Genomic DNA, 16,161 nt, shown 5'->3' with positions numbered 1-16,161 from the left:
ATAATAGGTTCGCCGTGCAAACAACTATTGAGCTCGCTGAATTCAACGCCCCTCATTTTCAAAATTTGCCGCCAGCCGCTCCTGCTCAAATCACCTATTTGGGACGGGCCATTGACTATGTCAAAAGTGAGCGAGGATGCTTGGTTATTTCGCAAATTTTAAGAGTGAGATCCGCTTTGGTTAGCTGTCCTCTCGTGGTGTCTCTTGGTGTATGGTTCAATTAAAAGCAATGTTACAATAATTATTCCTTCAGGTTTCGCAGGCATGGCAGGCTTTATCGGTGGGTCCTCATCAAAAGCCCCAACATCGAAGAAGCAGCTCAAGCTGGGCCCCTGATCCCCAAAATCTGGCTATTAATTCCTGGATAGAGATCCCAACTCCCCCAACTCAAGAATCCCTAACAGTAATGATCTCAACTTCACCCCCAAATGCTTCCAATCGATTAATACAAAATTCGATAGCTAGCAAACTATAAGCGATTAATAGGGCGGGTGATAATCTTTTATCGCTCAATCTCACCATAATTTCTGTTTCAATAAGCAAAGAAAATAGAAAATTTCAAATTAAAAGCGATGATTGATAAATCAAAATAGCAATCAAATTATAAATAATAGCCATCTTTATGATATAATAATAAAACTGCGAAAGTAAAAAATGTTTTTTTCCACGGCTACAGCCTTTATCTTTGTCAAAAATCCTCTAGTTTCCTATACTAAACAGGTATCTTCTCATTTAAAAATTTTTTAATGAGAGGTTGCTATTATAAACCTTTATATGGAGAAGGCAAACATGCCGACAATTCAACAGCTCGTTCGCCAGCCACGTGCTCCGAAGAAGCGACGAAGCAAATCACCTGCGCTCCAGAAGTGTCCACAGCGTCGTGGGGTCTGCTTGCAAGTGAAAACTAAGACACCTAAGAAGCCTAACTCAGCTTTACGTAAAGTAGCTTGGGTTCGTCTTTCTACAGGTCAAGAAGTTATTGCTTACATCGGTGGAGAGGGACATAACCTTCAAGAACACAGTATTGTACTCGTCCGTGGTGGTCGTGTAAAAGACTTACCTGGTGTGCGCTATCACATTGTTCGCGGAACATTAGACTGTGCGGCTGTTAAAGACCGTAAGCAAGGAAGATCCAAGTACGGGGCGAAACGTCCTAAGAAGAAGTAACATTAGGATATTCCATCAATGAATATCCTGGTTCGCGATTCGCGTTTTAAGTAAAAACGTCAATCACGCACAGGTGTTAAGGGATTTGAGATCCCTGATTCCAGGTGAATCATTGAGATCTTCTATTATCAAATTAGATTTAATTGCTCATTTTTTGAGGAAATCATGTCAAGAAGACACAGTGCAGAAAAACGCCCGACAGAACCTGATCCGTTATACGGCAGTACAGTTTTGTCAAAATTTATCAATAAAGTGATGGAAAGCGGTAAGAAATCGACTTCCCGTCGCATTGTTTATAATGCTATCGAAAAATTCGCTAAGAGAGTGAAGGCTGAAAATCCTCTCGAAGCATTCGAACAAGCTTTAGAAAACGCAAAGCCTGCTTTGGAAGTTAAATCTCGCCGTATTGGTGGAGCAACTTACCAAGTACCTATCGAAATTCCAGCTAACCGCCGTTCATCAATGGCTATGCGTTGGATTATTGGACACTCAAGAGGAAAAGCTGGTCGTTCTATGGAAGATGCTTTAGCTTCTGAGCTCGCCGATTGCTACAACAATCAAGGGACAACCATTAAAAAGAAAGATGATACCCACCGTATGGCCGAAGCTAACAAAGCTTACGCCCACTATAAGTGGTAATAAGGAGGATACATCATGGCAAGACCTGCTAAGGAACAGCTTAAAAACGTTCGTAATATCGGTATCATGGCTCACATCGATGCTGGTAAGACAACGACTTCAGAGCGTATCCTCTATTATAGCGGACGTTCGCACAAAATTGGTGAAGTTCATGAAGGCGCTGCCACAATGGACTGGATGGCGCAAGAACAAGAGCGCGGCATCACCATCACATCTGCGGCTACCACTGTTTTCTGGAAAGATGCAAAAATCAACCTGATCGATACGCCTGGACACGTCGACTTCACAATCGAAGTAGAACGTTCTCTGCGCGTTTTGGATGGTTCTGTGGCGCTTTTCTGCTCGGTATCGGGCGTAGAGCCTCAGTCAGAAACCGTTTGGCGTCAAGCAGACAAGTACGGCGTTCCTCGTATTGCTTTCGTTAACAAAATGGACCGTATGGGTGCAGACTTCTTTGATGCTGTCCATACAATGCGTGAAAAGCTCCATGCGAATGCGATTCCTGTTCAGTGCCCAATTGGCGCAGAAGCTGAATTTAAAGGAATGGTCGATCTCGTCAAAATGAAAGCCTATTTCTTCCACGACGAAACTCTCGGCGCAGATTGGGATGAAACTGACATTCCAGCTGACTTGGTTGAAAAGTGCCAACAGATGCGCGCTGAGCTTTTAGAAGAACTAGCTACAATCGATGAAGCCAATGAAGTCTTCATGCAGAAAGTGCTCGAGAATCCAGATTCCTTGACAGAGGCTGAGATCAATGCAGTCATCCGTAAGGGCGTTTGCGAAAACAAATTCAACCCTGTTTTATGCGGATCTGCCTTCAAAAACAAGGGAGTTCAACAGCTTCTCGATGCAGTTGTTGCATGGATGCCTTCTCCACTCGATCGTGGAAACATCAAAGCACACGACCTCAACACAGACGAAGACATCATTTTAACACCAGACGATGAGCAGCCGCTCGCAGCATTGGCATTTAAAATCATGACTGACCCATATGTTGGTCGTTTAACCTTTATTCGTATTTACAGCGGAACCTTGACAAAAGGTATGACTCTACTCAACACCACGAAAGGTGAAGAGGAAAGAGTCTCTCGTCTGCTCGAAATGCACGCTAACAAGCGTGAAGAAAAAGACGAATTCCACACAGGCGATATCGCTGCTTGTATTGGCTTGAAGAAAGCGACAACGGGAGACACCCTTTGCGCACCTAAGAGACCAATTCTTCTCGAGAAGATGGAATTCCCTGAACCTGTTATTTCGATGGCGATTGAACCTAAGTCGAAAGGCGATCGCGAAAAGCTTGCTATGGCTCTTTCTTCCTTATCGGTTGAAGACCCGACTTTCCGTGTGACAACAGATGAAGAAACTGGCCAGACGATTATTGCAGGGATGGGTGAGCTTCACCTAGAGATCTTGCACGATCGTATGAAGCGCGAATTTAACGTTGAAGCTAACGTTGGTAAGCCACAAGTGGCCTATAAAGAAACGATCACAACTCCTGGTAGCAGCCAAACGAAATTCGTTAAGCAGTCAGGTGGTCGTGGGCAGTACGCGCACGTCGAACTCGAAATCCGTCCGAACGAAAAAGGAAAAGGAAACGAGGTTGTCAGCAAGATTGTCGGTGGTGTCATTCCAAGAGAATACATTGCTCCAACAATCAAGGGTATTGAAGAAGGCTTGTCAACAGGCGTTCTGGCCGGCTACAATCTGGTCGACGTTGCCGTCGATATCGTATTCGGTTCTTACCACGATGTAGACTCTAACGAAATGGCGTTTAAGATTTGCGGATCGATGGCTTTAAAAGAAGCTGCTCGCAAGTGTAAGCCTGTTATCTTAGAGCCGATCATGAAGGTCGACGTCACAACTCCTGAAGCACATATGGGAGACGTGATTGGTGACTTGAATCGTCGCCGTGGACAGATCGTTGGTCAGGAAAACCACAAAGGTGCTGTGATTATTCACGCTGAAGTTCCTTTGAGTGAAATGTTCGGATACTCGACACAGCTGCGTTCGCTCTCTTCTGGGCGCGCTACCTATGCAATGGAACCTAGCCACTTTGAGCGCGTTCCAGCAAAAATTCAGGAAGAAATCATTAAGAAGTAAGAGTTGTAAGGTTATTATGGCAAAACAAGAAAAGCAGCCTAAAGCAGCGAGACAAAAGATTCGCATTAGGTTGAAAGGTTATGATCAACGTCTGCTTGATCGTTCAACAGCTGATATTGTCGAAACAGCTAAGAGAACAGGCGCTGCCATTGCAGGTCCGATTCCTCTTCCAACGAGCTGTGAAAAGTTTACGGTACTCCGTTCTCCAAACATCGACCGCAAATCGCGCGAGCAGTTTGAGATTCGTACGCACCGTCGCTTAATCGACATTCTCAATCCAACAAGTAAGACAATCGACGCTTTAAAAACATTGACTCTCCCTGCTGGGGTAGACATCAAAATTAAAGCTTAATTGTTTACACGATTGAGTTTCGCTTTGCAGAGGCCGGTAAGAGTACCGGCCTCTTTTTTTTGTCAAAAAATTTACATTCAAGAGAAAAGCATGAAGAGCTTAATGAATTTTCTAGCTTAGGAGATAAAGGGAGGGCAAAGGGAACTTGTGAAAGGCATGGCGTGCCGTAAAATCCGCATCCTGAATTAACCCACTATCAAGTATTTTGCTCGGCCATCAATGAAATGGCTTTCCACTGCCCCGTTCCGATACGCCAAAAATAAAGCATTCCAGCAATTAAACTATAGCATACGCAAATGAGCGAAGCCTCTTCAATCGATCCGTGACGCTGAACGATCCAAAAATAGGTGGGAAGAACGAGCAGAGCCCAAACAGATACCGATCCAGCACACATCAAAAAGAGCGTATCTCCAGCTGCTGTTAAAATACCTGCAAAAAGCAGGCGGATTCCTTCGCAAAACAAATAAAAACAGATACTAAACAGGCAGAACCTTAGGCTCGTTCCCAAAGAAGCAATTGCCTCTTTAGAAGCGCCCGAGAAAAAGTAGGCTGCCACCTCGTCGGCAAATCCCCAAAAGAGTCCCAACAGGATAAGGAAAAATAAGGCGTGCAAGTAAATTCCTGACCGAATCATCTGCGGAATTCCAATCATTTGCTTCGCGCCAATTAAATTGCCTGTCAGCGTACTCGCTGCCTTACTAATGCCCTCTGCAAAAAAGAAAAATAAGATCACCATGCTTTGCGAAATACCGGCAATGAGAATATGCTGCTCGCTGACGAGCGCCATCATGTGATAGAAAGAGGCCCACCCGCAAAGCTCGATGACAATGAAAAGTGCGCTCGGCAATCCAATGCGCACACACTGCCAAAAATGATACGGCTGCAAGGCGAAGCGATTCGTGCCGCATTCGCGGCGATTGCGCGCATTGAGAAAGACGGCTGCCAAAGCAAACACTTGAAAGACCGAGCTGCCACTGGTTGCAATTGCCGCCCCTACGACTCCCATGGGAGAGAGATAGGAGCCCAAGCCAAAAATCAATACATAGTCCAACCCGGCATTGAGAAGATTGGCAACAACCGCAACAACTGTCATCAAATACATCTTCCCTTGCCCGACAAAAAATCCGCAAAGAGCTCCATAAAGGGGAAGGCTTGGCCCAAAAAGCATCATCCAGCTAAAATAATCCTTCTCTAATTGCCTCTCCGGATCCACCCCATAAAACCATTCCCCTCCGTATAAACTCAAAGGGATAAAAAACAGGGCAGAAAAAATGCTCAGCCAAATCATCTGCCAAACAGGCTCGCCCAAACGCTCTTTCTGTCCGGCTCCATTGTACTGAGCCACAAAAACTTCGGCGATGCTGGTCAAAACCATCCAACCAAAGACGAAAGCCCAACCAAGTGTCATGGCATTAGACACCGCATTAAAAGCTGGCACAGAAAAACGAGCCAAAAAAAGGCGATCGACAAAGACCATTGATGAGACAGATAATGAAGAAAGCATTAAAGGAAAAGCGATGTACATCATCTCTTTTAAACTTCCTGACTTATAGGGCGTTAAAGTCACTGTCAATCACCGTCCTTTTTTTGAATTGAAAAATCATAAACGGGTCGCAATTAATAATGTAGAGATTATTTCACCCGTCAATTGTACAAACTATGGCCAAAGCCAGGCGTCTTGCTGTCACGCAATAACGGAAGAGGCCTAGCTATTTGGAAGCCAGGATAGATGATGGAGATCATAGTAGGCATAATGCAGTTACGATCATTAAAGCCCTATTTTGTGTATAGCAAAAATCATCATTCTGCTAGCATCGGAATCATAAACAAAAGATTTAATCTAGAGTAAACTATGAAAATAAATTGCGTGGCCGCGCGAACAAGCATATATCGCTTTCTTCATCAGCTCATGGTCTTTATTACACTCGTCAGTGTATTAACCAGCTGCGAATCTAGAAGAGTGATTGTCAATGGCTTAGAAGAAAAAGAAGCTAATGAAATCCTCGTTTTTCTGTCCACAAAAGGCATTAATGCGACGAAGGTCCAAGCTGCAACAGAAGGCGGTGGCGGTGGAAAAGGCATTTTATGGAATATCAGCGTTGAAGAGACGCAGGCTAACGAAGCGATGGCTCTTTTGAATCAAGTGGGGCTTCCTAGACGTCGAGGCCAAAATTTACTCGGGATTTTTGCCAATACCTCTCTTGTTCCATCCGGCATGCAAGAAAAAATCCGTTACCAAGCAGGCCTAGCCGAGCAAATTGCGAGCACGATCCGTAAAATTGACGGCGTTTTGGATGCCGACGTGCAAATTTCTTTTCCGGATGAAGATCCTCTCAATCCCAATGCTCCAAAGCAAAAGATCACAGCTTCCGTCTATGTTAAGCACAACGGCGTTTTAGATGATCCCAATGCCCACCTGACAACCCGCATCAAGCGACTCGTCTCTGGAAGCGTTAACGGACTCGATTATGACAATGTCACTGTTATTGGAGATAAGGCTCGCTATGGAGAAACACCCCTTGGGGGCTTAGGCGGCAGCCTCGGCGACGAAGAGAAGCAATATGTAAACGTCTGGTCTATTGTATTAGCAAAAGACTCTCTATCGCGCTTTAGAATCATTTTTTTCGCTTTCACTATCTCCTTAGTGCTCTTGTTGCTGGCCTTAATTTGGCTTCTATGGAAATTTTTGCCCCTCCTCAAGAAGGTGGGTGGATTCAAGCAACTTCTCTCTTTCCATCCCATTCAACTGGGAGATATAGCAACCGAGGCTAAAGCGCCGGAAGCAACGGATGCCAAGAAAGAGGAAAAAGCCAAAAAAAGTGAGGACGATACAGCTAATCAGGGAATTGATGAGACTTAATCGTCTCCTGCCACTATAAAGGATTGCTATGGATAAAAGAGGCTGGATGATGCTTAGAGTTTTCATCAACTGCTATAATCCCAAAGCTGGCGAGGCGCTGCTTAAATTTCTTCCACAAGAAGAAGTTCAAGCCGTCCTCAGCCAAGATATTCGCTCGACCGATTTGACTCCTATTCTCTATCAACCGCAAAAACTATTAGAGCGGATGCACTACTCCTGGATCGAGCCGTTGCTTGGCGGTTTTCCAGAAAAGCTGCATCCCCTTGTCATGGCGGCTCTCACGCAGGAACAAATTTCTGGCCTCAACCCAGTTATTGCCCCTTCCACTTTGTCCAACCCAGTTAAGACTTTTATTATCAATCAACTCTACACCCTTTTAAAGGCCGACGAGCATCTCCCCTACGATTATCTGCCGGAGACAGATCTCTCTCCATTGGGAACATGGAGTAAGGCCAGGCTCACAGAACTCATTGACTTTTTAGGTTTGCATGATCTAGCCTCTGAGATGCGCCATATTGTTGATAAGAATCAGCTGAAAAATATTTATACTTCTTTGAGTTCGAAGCAATTTTATTATTTGAAGGTCTGCCTCCATCAAAAAGAAATTCTATCTGTTCCCAAGTTGGGGATCGATCCTTCCAAACGCGATAGCACAAAGCTTAAGCGCATTGTGCATCGGCGTGGACTCTTGCGTCTGGGAAAGGCTCTTTGCGGTCAACATCCAGACTTCGTTTGGTATTTGGCCCATACCCTGGACACGGGTCGTGGCAAGCTTATTTTGAATGCCTACCAGCCAGAAAGCGTCCCACAAGTGACCTCCTTTTTAAAGGGACAGGTCCTTAATCTTATGAATTTTCTTAAAAGTGAGTAACTGTGAGTAAAAAGTTTTTTAGCTTAATTTATGGCGACCAGATTCACACCGCCCCTGAAACGAAAGTCATACCCGCCGATTCTTTTTCTGTCTTGCAGGACGCCTCTCAAGTTCTAGAGCTCATCAAGCAAGATGCTGAAAAATATCGGATGCAGGTCGTCAAAGAAAGCGAACAACTCAAAGAGCATGCTGAAAAAGAGGGGTACGAAGAGGGCTTTAAAAAGTGGGCTGAACATTTAGTCAATCTTGAAAAAGAAATTGAAAAAGTCCACCAGGAACTGCAGCAACTGGTCATCCCAGTCGCCCTTAAAGCGGCCAAGAAAATTGTTGGGAAGGAAATCGAGCTGTCGGAAGATGTCATTGTCGATATCGTAGCAAGCAATTTGAAAGCCGTTGCCCAGCACAAAAAGGTGACCATCTTCGTCAACAAGAAAGATCTGGATGTGCTCGACAAAAACAAGCCTCGTTTAAGAGACCTCTTTGAAAGCTTAGAAAGCTTGTCCATTCGCCCCCGCGATGACGTTGCTTCGGGAGGATGCATCATTGAAACAGAAATCGGCATTATTAATGCTCAATTAGAACACCGTTGGCGCGTGCTTGAAAAGGCTTTTGAGGGCCTTGTCAAAACAAGTCCAGAGCCAGAAAAAGGGAGCTAAGGTATCATATGCGTAAATCTAGATGGGTTTCCTTTAAATCCCTTCTGTGTCTTCTGGGCATTTTAATTTTGCTGGGACTGGCACCAGAAAATCTCTATTCTCAAACCGATGCAACGCAGCCTCCAGCCGCCAATAGCACTCCTGCTGCGCCAGGAGCAGCAACGCCCCAGACTCCGGCAACCGAAGCCGCGCCTGGGCGTGCAGCAACGAGTGTCAGAGAAACACCTCGCCCTCTTCGCGCGACGCCTCGTCCTCAGTATAGGCCACCAAGGCCCACGACTCCAACGCCCGAAGAGCAGGCTTATCAGGCTACAGAAGCTCAAATTAGCGAGCTCAAGCGGCCATCTCTCATTACACAAGCCGTTTTACTGACACTTTTGTCGCTCATGCCCTTCATCATCATGATCTTGACCTCATTTTTGAAGATCGTGGTCGTCCTTTCCTTATTGAGAACCGCATTGGGTGTGCAACAAGCCCCTCCCAACCAGATTATTAACGGGGTCGCATTCTTGCTCAGTCTATTTATCATGTATCCAACCGCCGTTAAAATGTATGAAGCTGCTCAAGGTACTATCAATCAAAAGAATGTGCCTGAATCCTTTCTTTCTCCCGGCTCTTCGACCTATGTCATCGAAGTGGCGGCAGCCGCCAGCGCGCCAATGAAAGATTATCTGAAAAGAAACAGCTCTTCGCGGCATCAAGCCCTATTTTATCGCTTAGTCTATCGGGGCTTGCCGGACGATTACCGTGAGACTTTAAAGCCGGACGACTTTATCGTACTGGTTCCGTCTTATATTACAGGGCAGTTGAAGGATGCTTTTGAGATTGGTGTTTTGATCTACATCCCCTTCTTTGTCATCGACTTGGTTACATCGAATATCTTGCTTGCGATGGGTATGATGATGCTATCGCCAGTTACCATTTCGATGCCGCTGAAGCTCTTTTTGCTAGTGATGCTGGATGGCTGGACGATCCTGATCGAAGGCCTTGTCAAAACATTCCAATAGGAGAGATGCATTATGTTTCAAAGCCAAGTCATTCAGCTCGCTTATCAGGGAATGTTATTGATTCTGATCTTATCGGCTCCTCCGATTTTAGTGAGTATGTTCTTTGGTATCATTGTCGCCATTTTTCAGGCCGCGACCCAGATTCAAGAGCAGACCCTATCATTTACAATTAAGCTCGTGGCCGTTACTTTGACGCTCATGTTTCTGGGAGGATGGCTCGGGGCGCAAATCATGTCCTTTGCCAACGACATCTTCACCAATTTCCCTCAGTGGAGTGTTCAAAGTGCTCGCTAAGGCCAGATTGGAAATCAGATAGATTGGAATCGATATGACAGAAGACTACGTCACGCTCTACATTAATACCGCTTTTTCTGTCTACGACCCTCTGTCGTTTTTTTCCTTGATGTTCCTCTTTTTTGGAAGAATGATGCCCATCATTGCCCTAGCACCTTTTTTTGGAGCGCGTGTACTTCCACATCCAGTTAAGGTAGCCCTCACAATTTCCTTATTTGCCATTTTCCTCCCCCAGCTCGTATTTGTCACAACGACACCTATCACCTTTAACCTTTTGCTCGTCCTCTATTTTTTTAAAGAACTTTTCGTTGGAATTTTAATTGGGTATATGATCAGCCTCCCCTTTGTCATCGTGCAAAACTCAGGGATTTTAATTGACCACCAAAGAGGGGGCTCAAGCTTGATGGTCAATGATCCCACTATGCAAAACCAGTCTTCGCCGCTTGGTACACTGTTCAATCTTGTTTTGATCTATCTCTTTTTCATGATCGATGGCCCTTTCATGATCTTAGACATCATCTCGCAATCCTACTCGATTCTTCCGCCTGATAAATTTATCACCGCTAAGTTCTTTACAACCGATTCGAACGTCGTCATCGATGTCATGAAAATTGTGGGTAAAGTCATGATTTTAAGTACCCAGCTAGCAGCACCAGCTCTCATCATGATCCTCATGACCGACTTCTTCTTAGGCGTAGCCAACCGCCTTGCCCCTCAAGTTCAAATCACATTCTTGGGGATGCCACTGAAGTCACTACTCGCACTAGCCATCGTCTTTTTCGGCTGGCAGCTCTTCATCAAGCAAATGATCAATGAAAGCTATACGTGGATCAATTACCTCTATAAATTAATCGATCAATTCCAGCCTGCAGCGTAAATTGACACATATGTAATCGCATAATATTGGTAGCAACAAAGTTGCGTGAGTCCAAGTTCAAGAACCAATAGATTGTTTAAGAATTCCGGCTAAGCGCCAAAATAGTCTAACCAAATGGGATAACCCCCTCCTTGCTGCAGCGGGCTTTTCTGAGCCTTTTCCCAGGCTTCCAAGGCCTTAGCATTGAAGCCTTCAATGATTAAATTGGCAATCTTTTCAGTCAAAGAATCTATATTTAAAGAGAACTGAAAATGACTCAATACGCTCATGCAAAAAGGCATTTGAACGCTTGAAGGATTCCAATTCAAATTTAGCTGAAAGGCAAAAGCATGCTCCCTGTCAATTGCGCTGAAATCACCTTTTAGCCGATCATCGATTTGCAGCGATTGAGGATCGATAATGCGATAGTAGGCATCGCTGCCATAGCCAGTCTCTGAACTACTTAACCCGATTAAATTGCCTTGATTGTCAAAATAAAGTTCGCCCCTAACTCCCCAAGGATTAAACGTTCCTCTAAGGAATAGATCGAAGTGTTTCAACAAAAAGGCTAAGTGCATACGGGCCTGTTTTTCTGCCAAAAGAGACTCCGTTTGATTCATCTCTTGAATCGATTCTTTGCCCGCTTGAGAAAAAGTCGTGCTAATCCTTTGCAACAAGACTTTTTCGATAACAGTATTAAACTTGAGAATCTCCTTTATCATGTCAATTGGCAACCCAGACATTGATGTGCAAGCGGTAGAGCTTGCCTGAATCGAAATAGTGCCTATTCGATTGATACGAGCTATCTCAGCACCCATTCGCTGCTTTATCTCAGGTCGTCTGGTAGAGAGATTTTCTACAACGATTTGATGGCTGACGAAACTTTTGCGCTCAACGTATGACGAGGAAGAAGTAGAAAGAATCTTGTCAGCCCAACCTAGACAAGCCGATCCTAGCATGGAGCTAAAAGGACGCCGATAACCGGGTAAATTAGAGCGAATTCTTTTTTCAATAATAGCATCCCATATAGGCTGCAGAGACTGATTTGGCCAATTTACATTCATGTCTGCCCCCTCTCATTAAAAGCGTTATAAACTGACTACAGGTCAATGATATCAATTGCGGCGAGGAAATGAACACTTGTAATCAAGCGATAAGAAGGAAGAGAATAGCGAGATGTCTTCTATCACTCTATCTCAATAATTCTATTTGTATGTCCAGCCTTTTGTCTTGGAATGTTTTTTGAACTGGCAGAAGATCATTCATGGATTCAACAAGCAGAGGATGAAAAAGAAAGGCCAAAAGAATGGAAAACCATTTTTTTGGCTAATTCGCATCTAACGAGAATAGTTTAAACAGACTTCCAATACTTTAACCACGTCGGAAATTCAAACCTTGCGACCTCAGCGTCTTTCGCTATATCTCCTGCTGCCTCCGCTTTGCTCTGTGCTTTTAAAGCCTTTGCATTCAGTCCTGCTATGACCTTAGCGCTCATTGCCTTTGTCAAGGGAGTCTGAGTTGGTTTATCTTCAAAGCGCTCTGCCTCTTTGAAAGGCCCTTCAGGGTTGATAGAAGGATCCCATTGATAGTTGAGACGAAATTCTAAAAAACGTTTATTATCTCCATTGTCATCGCTATGGGGGCTGCTTATAGTCCCGGAATTAACAGGAAGATAACCTTTGTCTGCTATCCTAATACCAATGATGTCGCCTGCATCATCTAGATAAACCTCACCCCAAACTATACGTGAACCTAATGTTCCCTTTTGAAATTCAGAAAAATGATTCACTATAAAATCAACGCATCCATCAGATTTTTGTGCAATTTGTTTAGCAGTTAAAAGTTCTTTTTCCTGTCCCATCTCTTTAATCGATTCTTCCGCAGCTTCTCCCACCCCTTTACTAACACTTTGCAGCATGGCTTTTTCGCTAGGCTTGTTAAAATTAAATATTGTTCTTAAGATCTCAGGCGGCAAGTCATTGAATGTTTGTTCTGGCTTATCAGCCCCAACATCCTCCAATTCGCTCGGACTTACATCCAACTTGGAAGGTAAACCCACTTCGCTCGGGCTAACATCAACTTTTTCTTGCACCTTAGCAGGCGTATTGAAATTGGCATGAGTTTTCATAATTTCATGGCTCAAAATAGTACGCCGCTGTATATAAGCCGAAGAAAAGGAAGATAAAATTTTATCTGCCAAATTGGCCACCATAGACTCTAAAGTCGATCGAAAAGAATGCTGAGCACCAGGCAGTTTCGACAAGGTAGTTTTTTCAATGATATTATCCCAAATGCGAGAAGAATCTGGTTTAATATTCATATTGTTGCACTCCATATTATTTTATCAACTAGCCCGCTTCTATTATAAATAATAAAAACATTATCAATCAAATTTTGAAATTAATTTAATTTCTAATTAAATTAAAAAAGATTCTTCGCTTGGTGCTTACTGTGGGATAACTAGGATAATGACAGCTCGGAGAACAACTGATTGTAGAAAACATGGGATTATTTGAGGGCAAAAAAGAAGCTCTTCAACTCTAGGAGCTTTTGTAAATACTTTAATCGTTATTCTCTCAAAACGACCTTAAAGCGCGATGAAACTTTTTTAATAAAATCTTTCATTTTGATTAATTTTTTATATTAATAGAAAGTATTGCCAAAAATTCCGCAAAAATAAAAAGGAGTGGTAATTGCTTGCAATTCCACCCCATAAAAAGCCTGAGAAATCAATCAATGCTTGGGCTCAGTCAGATCGTAAATCTGAACCGCCATTTGGCTGATCTCCTCAAAAATCGGGAAAATGTCGTCGATGGTTGGCAATTGTCCATTATTGACCGAAATCATGAATTCAATCAGATTCCCATTTTGCCCCTCCACATAGCCTGCCAAGGTTTGGGTGGTTAGAAATAACTGTTGCGTCGCAAGATTAAAAGAAATACCTGTTCCCGTTTTGGCTCTTACCTTGCCAACGGCAGGCGTGTCTTTGGCATAATTAGAAAGAGAGCCGTCTACGCCTAAAATGGGCAGGGCATCATAAAATTTCTGAAAAGCTTTTTTTGGCCACTTTTGCAGGTAATGGAGCAGCTCTACTTCGGCTTGCGGAGTTAAACGGTTATCATCGCCCCCAGCACCATCTAAGAAAACATAAGAACCAGGAGAGAGTTTTACCTCTTCCTTTACGAATTTTCCAAGCTCTAACATTCCCTGTTCAAATGTTTTTTCCTTCTTCCGGACGGCTAATAGCATAGGAATCAAGTCTGCGCCAATATTATGGCTGACTTTTAAAATGAGCTTGGCATATTCGGATAAAGGAGCGGAAGTCCAAACAGCCAGGGGCTCTTGATTGGAGAAGAAATGCTCCGCGGGCAGAATGGAGCCTTTTTCATCTCCATTAACTGCGATTCCTTGTGCTTGCAAGGCTTGAATGAAAGCATCTCCCGCAAAAAGGGCTGGATTTTGCACATTAAAGGTGCGAACAAGGTCTTTTTGATCGATCGGAATCGTTCCCTTGACAACGATCGTCTTTCCATCTCCTTCAGCACTCATTTCGATATTTAAAGGCTCTCCTTTAGCAACGGTCTTGACCTCGCTGATGACAGAGTAGCCATGCACAAATGGACGCCAATCGACCGAAGCCTCCCTCCCAAGATCGCTTGGATTGATAACTAAATCAATTAAATTTTCATTGATCATCATGGGAGAAATCACGACGCCGCGCTTTTCCGTCGTTTCAAATAACCGATCATCAACCATGACCCGCCCTTCAATTTGCTTAATCCCCTTTTGGCGAATCTCTTTGGCAAGGGCATTCAAAGCCAGTAAAGGATCTTCTTTTGTCAAAACTACACCAGGTACGTTATTGGCAATCGTATGATCGAGGGGGGTAAAAGCTATTGTATGTGCGTTAAGATAGCGCCCACCCATCACAAGATCGCCTTGACCCACCAAGATTAAATCTCCTTTTAAAACCCCGTCTTCAATAGGCCCTGTCGCAAAGACAGGTGTACGAAAGCGATAATCCTCGCCATAGGTATGCATCAGAGCAGCCACCGAAAATAGCTTTGTTGTCGAAGCCGGCAGCATGAGATGATCCGATTGGTGATCTAAAAGAATTTGCCCGGTGGCTGCATCTCTTGCCAAAATTCCCCAATTGGCGTACTTGTATTTTGGTTTCTGCATGATTGTCTGCATCTTTTGAGGGAGCGGACTCGACTCACAAGCTACAGAAAAACAACATAAAATAGCTGCCGCTAAGCCAGTAAAAGAGGTGGATTTGATCATGAGATGCCCTTACGTGATTGATTAGAGTAATCCAAACGTTATGCTCGGAGTTGTCTTTACCAATCTATCTAAAATTATTTTAAGGATAAAGCCGTAAACACCTTAAAGGCTCCCAATAAGGCTTAGATCGATCTTTACTATTAAATAATAGCCATCCAATAATTATTCATTCTTTATTTAACTACTATTAATATACACCAATAGAGTATGCTAGCTTTATTTCATTAATAAATAATGAGGGTATAATGATTATCAAAAAATTGAATCGCTTATTAATGAGTTGTATCTCTTTAACCCTTTTAGCTTCCTGGGCGCTTCCCACCGCAGCTTCTCGCCAACAGGTGACTCCTTTATACGATGCCGAGACCATTCAAGCGGCAAGACTGGAGGCCGAAAAAGAGCATAAAAAGAAAAAAAAGAAATCGCACAAGGTCACCATAGAAGATCTCCGATTTGCCCATTTAGCGCGCCAAAAAAACAAGCTCGCCTATTTTGCCGATCGGGATGGCTACATTTGGTTTTATGACAAAGAAAATAAGTATACTTACTTTTGGGTAAATTTTTATCCTGCATCGGTCAAAGCTTGGAACGTAAAGTTTGCCTGCGCTGAAGCCGCCTTTCAAGCCGCTAAATTCAATCACAAGCCCAACCTGTTCGCCCGCTTTGCCCATTTGAATGGGGAAGAAGCATGGAAACTTGCCAAACGTCATAGCTATGAGCAGCGTGCCGATTGGTATCAGGTGCGCGATGGGATTATGCTGGAAGTATTAAGAGCGAAGTTCAACCAACATTCCAACTTAGCCCAACTCTTAGTGGCGACTGGAGATGCCTATTTAGTCGAACATACAGACCGGGATGCCTACTGGGCTGATGGTGGGGATGGCAAAGGGAAAAACCGCCTAGGCCAGCTTCTCATGCGTATCAGAGGCGAAAAAGGAGGTATTGGCGAGGTTTCCAAGCCTTCGAAATACCGCAAGTTTGCCAGCGACTAGCCTCAATCATTCTTTACAAAACCCGTGAACTTCTTGCAAAAACTTATTTTTACAAGATTTCACGGGTTAGCGCTATTTAA

General features: G+C 43.8%; 16 protein-coding genes. 12 read left to right on the top strand and 4 right to left on the bottom strand.

The features are described 5' to 3' along the window. Positions 1–14 precede the first annotated feature (14 nt). The 5 genes from PNK_RS01060 to rpsJ all read left to right on the top strand — a co-directional run bounded on the left by PNK_RS01060 (position 15) and on the right by rpsJ (position 4,261). Positions 15–224, top strand: coding sequence for a hypothetical protein (locus tag PNK_RS01060; RefSeq protein WP_059059756.1), 210 nt, complete (start codon positions 15–17; stop codon positions 222–224). A gap of 565 nt (positions 225–789) precedes the next feature. Next, the gene (rpsL, locus tag PNK_RS01055) at positions 790–1,167 is read left to right on the top strand and encodes a 30S ribosomal protein S12 (RefSeq protein WP_032124863.1); all 378 of its coding nucleotides are present in this window, start codon (positions 790–792) and stop codon (positions 1,165–1,167) included. 165 nt (positions 1,168–1,332) lie between these two features. Next, a complete protein-coding gene (rpsG, locus tag PNK_RS01050) occupies positions 1,333–1,806 on the top strand; it encodes a 30S ribosomal protein S7 (RefSeq protein WP_032124862.1) in 474 nt (157 codons plus the stop codon). A 15-nt stretch (positions 1,807–1,821) separates the two neighbouring features. After that, entirely contained in the window at positions 1,822–3,909 is a 2,088-nt protein-coding gene (fusA, locus tag PNK_RS01045) for an elongation factor G (RefSeq protein WP_032124861.1), read from the top strand. Between the two features lie 16 nt (positions 3,910–3,925). Next, positions 3,926–4,261 carry a 30S ribosomal protein S10 gene (gene rpsJ, locus PNK_RS01040; protein WP_032124860.1) on the top strand — a complete coding sequence of 112 codons (336 nt, stop codon included), beginning with the start codon at positions 3,926–3,928 and terminating at the stop codon, positions 4,259–4,261. A 196-nt stretch (positions 4,262–4,457) separates the two neighbouring features. Here rpsJ and PNK_RS01035 read toward each other — a convergent pair whose 3' ends face one another. After that, entirely contained in the window at positions 4,458–5,828 is a 1,371-nt protein-coding gene (locus PNK_RS01035) for an MATE family efflux transporter (protein ID WP_079992747.1), read from the bottom strand. A gap of 285 nt (positions 5,829–6,113) precedes the next feature. Here PNK_RS01035 and sctJ point away from each other — a divergent pair, with 285 nt between their 5' ends. From sctJ to PNK_RS01005, 6 genes are read left to right on the top strand one after another with little or no spacing between them, the layout of a single operon-like run. Next, entirely contained in the window at positions 6,114–7,121 is a 1,008-nt protein-coding gene (gene sctJ, locus PNK_RS01030; protein WP_173636859.1) for a type III secretion system inner membrane ring lipoprotein SctJ, read from the top strand. Between the two features lie 28 nt (positions 7,122–7,149). Further along, positions 7,150–7,992 carry a hypothetical protein gene (locus tag PNK_RS01025; protein ID WP_059059752.1) on the top strand — a complete coding sequence of 281 codons (843 nt, stop codon included), beginning with the start codon at positions 7,150–7,152 and terminating at the stop codon, positions 7,990–7,992. 2 nt (positions 7,993–7,994) lie between these two features. Then, positions 7,995–8,648: an HrpE/YscL family type III secretion apparatus protein gene (locus PNK_RS01020; protein ID WP_059059750.1), complete on the top strand. Its 654-nt coding sequence runs from the start codon at positions 7,995–7,997 to the stop codon at positions 8,646–8,648. Between the two features lie 8 nt (positions 8,649–8,656). Continuing rightward, positions 8,657–9,655, top strand: coding sequence for a type III secretion system export apparatus subunit SctR (gene sctR, locus PNK_RS01015; RefSeq protein ID WP_051981827.1), 999 nt, complete (start codon positions 8,657–8,659; stop codon positions 9,653–9,655). 12 nt (positions 9,656–9,667) lie between these two features. Beyond that, positions 9,668–9,949, top strand: a complete 282-nt coding sequence (sctS, locus tag PNK_RS01010; protein WP_032124856.1) for a type III secretion system export apparatus subunit SctS — start codon at positions 9,668–9,670, stop codon at positions 9,947–9,949. A 34-nt stretch (positions 9,950–9,983) separates the two neighbouring features. Beyond that, complete coding sequence (locus PNK_RS01005; protein WP_032124855.1) at positions 9,984–10,826, top strand: EscT/YscT/HrcT family type III secretion system export apparatus protein; 843 nt, start codon at positions 9,984–9,986, stop codon at positions 10,824–10,826. Between the two features lie 89 nt (positions 10,827–10,915). Here the strand turns inward: PNK_RS01005 and PNK_RS01000 are convergent, their stop codons facing one another. From PNK_RS01000 to dacB, 3 genes are all read right to left on the bottom strand, one after another. Beyond that, on the bottom strand, positions 10,916–11,869 hold the full coding sequence (locus PNK_RS01000; protein ID WP_059059749.1) for a hypothetical protein: 954 nt from the start codon (positions 11,867–11,869) through the stop codon (positions 10,916–10,918). A 287-nt stretch (positions 11,870–12,156) separates the two neighbouring features. Beyond that, positions 12,157–13,005: a hypothetical protein gene (locus PNK_RS00995; protein ID WP_158021655.1), complete on the bottom strand. Its 849-nt coding sequence runs from the start codon at positions 13,003–13,005 to the stop codon at positions 12,157–12,159. A gap of 533 nt (positions 13,006–13,538) precedes the next feature. Then, positions 13,539–15,089, bottom strand: coding sequence for a D-alanyl-D-alanine carboxypeptidase/D-alanyl-D-alanine endopeptidase (dacB, locus tag PNK_RS00990; RefSeq protein WP_059059746.1), 1,551 nt, complete (start codon positions 15,087–15,089; stop codon positions 13,539–13,541). A 245-nt stretch (positions 15,090–15,334) separates the two neighbouring features. On the opposite strand from dacB, the gene PNK_RS00985 reads away from it, so the two are divergent. Continuing rightward, a complete protein-coding gene (locus PNK_RS00985) occupies positions 15,335–16,081 on the top strand; it encodes an NADAR family protein (protein WP_059059744.1) in 747 nt (248 codons plus the stop codon). Positions 16,082–16,161 lie beyond the last annotated feature (80 nt).

Origin of the sequence: Candidatus Protochlamydia naegleriophila (assembly GCF_001499655.1) — a bacterium.
Lineage (GTDB): Bacteria > Chlamydiota > Chlamydiia > Chlamydiales > Parachlamydiaceae > Protochlamydia > Protochlamydia naegleriophila.
The sequence above is the reverse complement of the archived record's forward strand: the minus strand, read 5'-3'. Positions and strand labels throughout refer to the sequence as shown.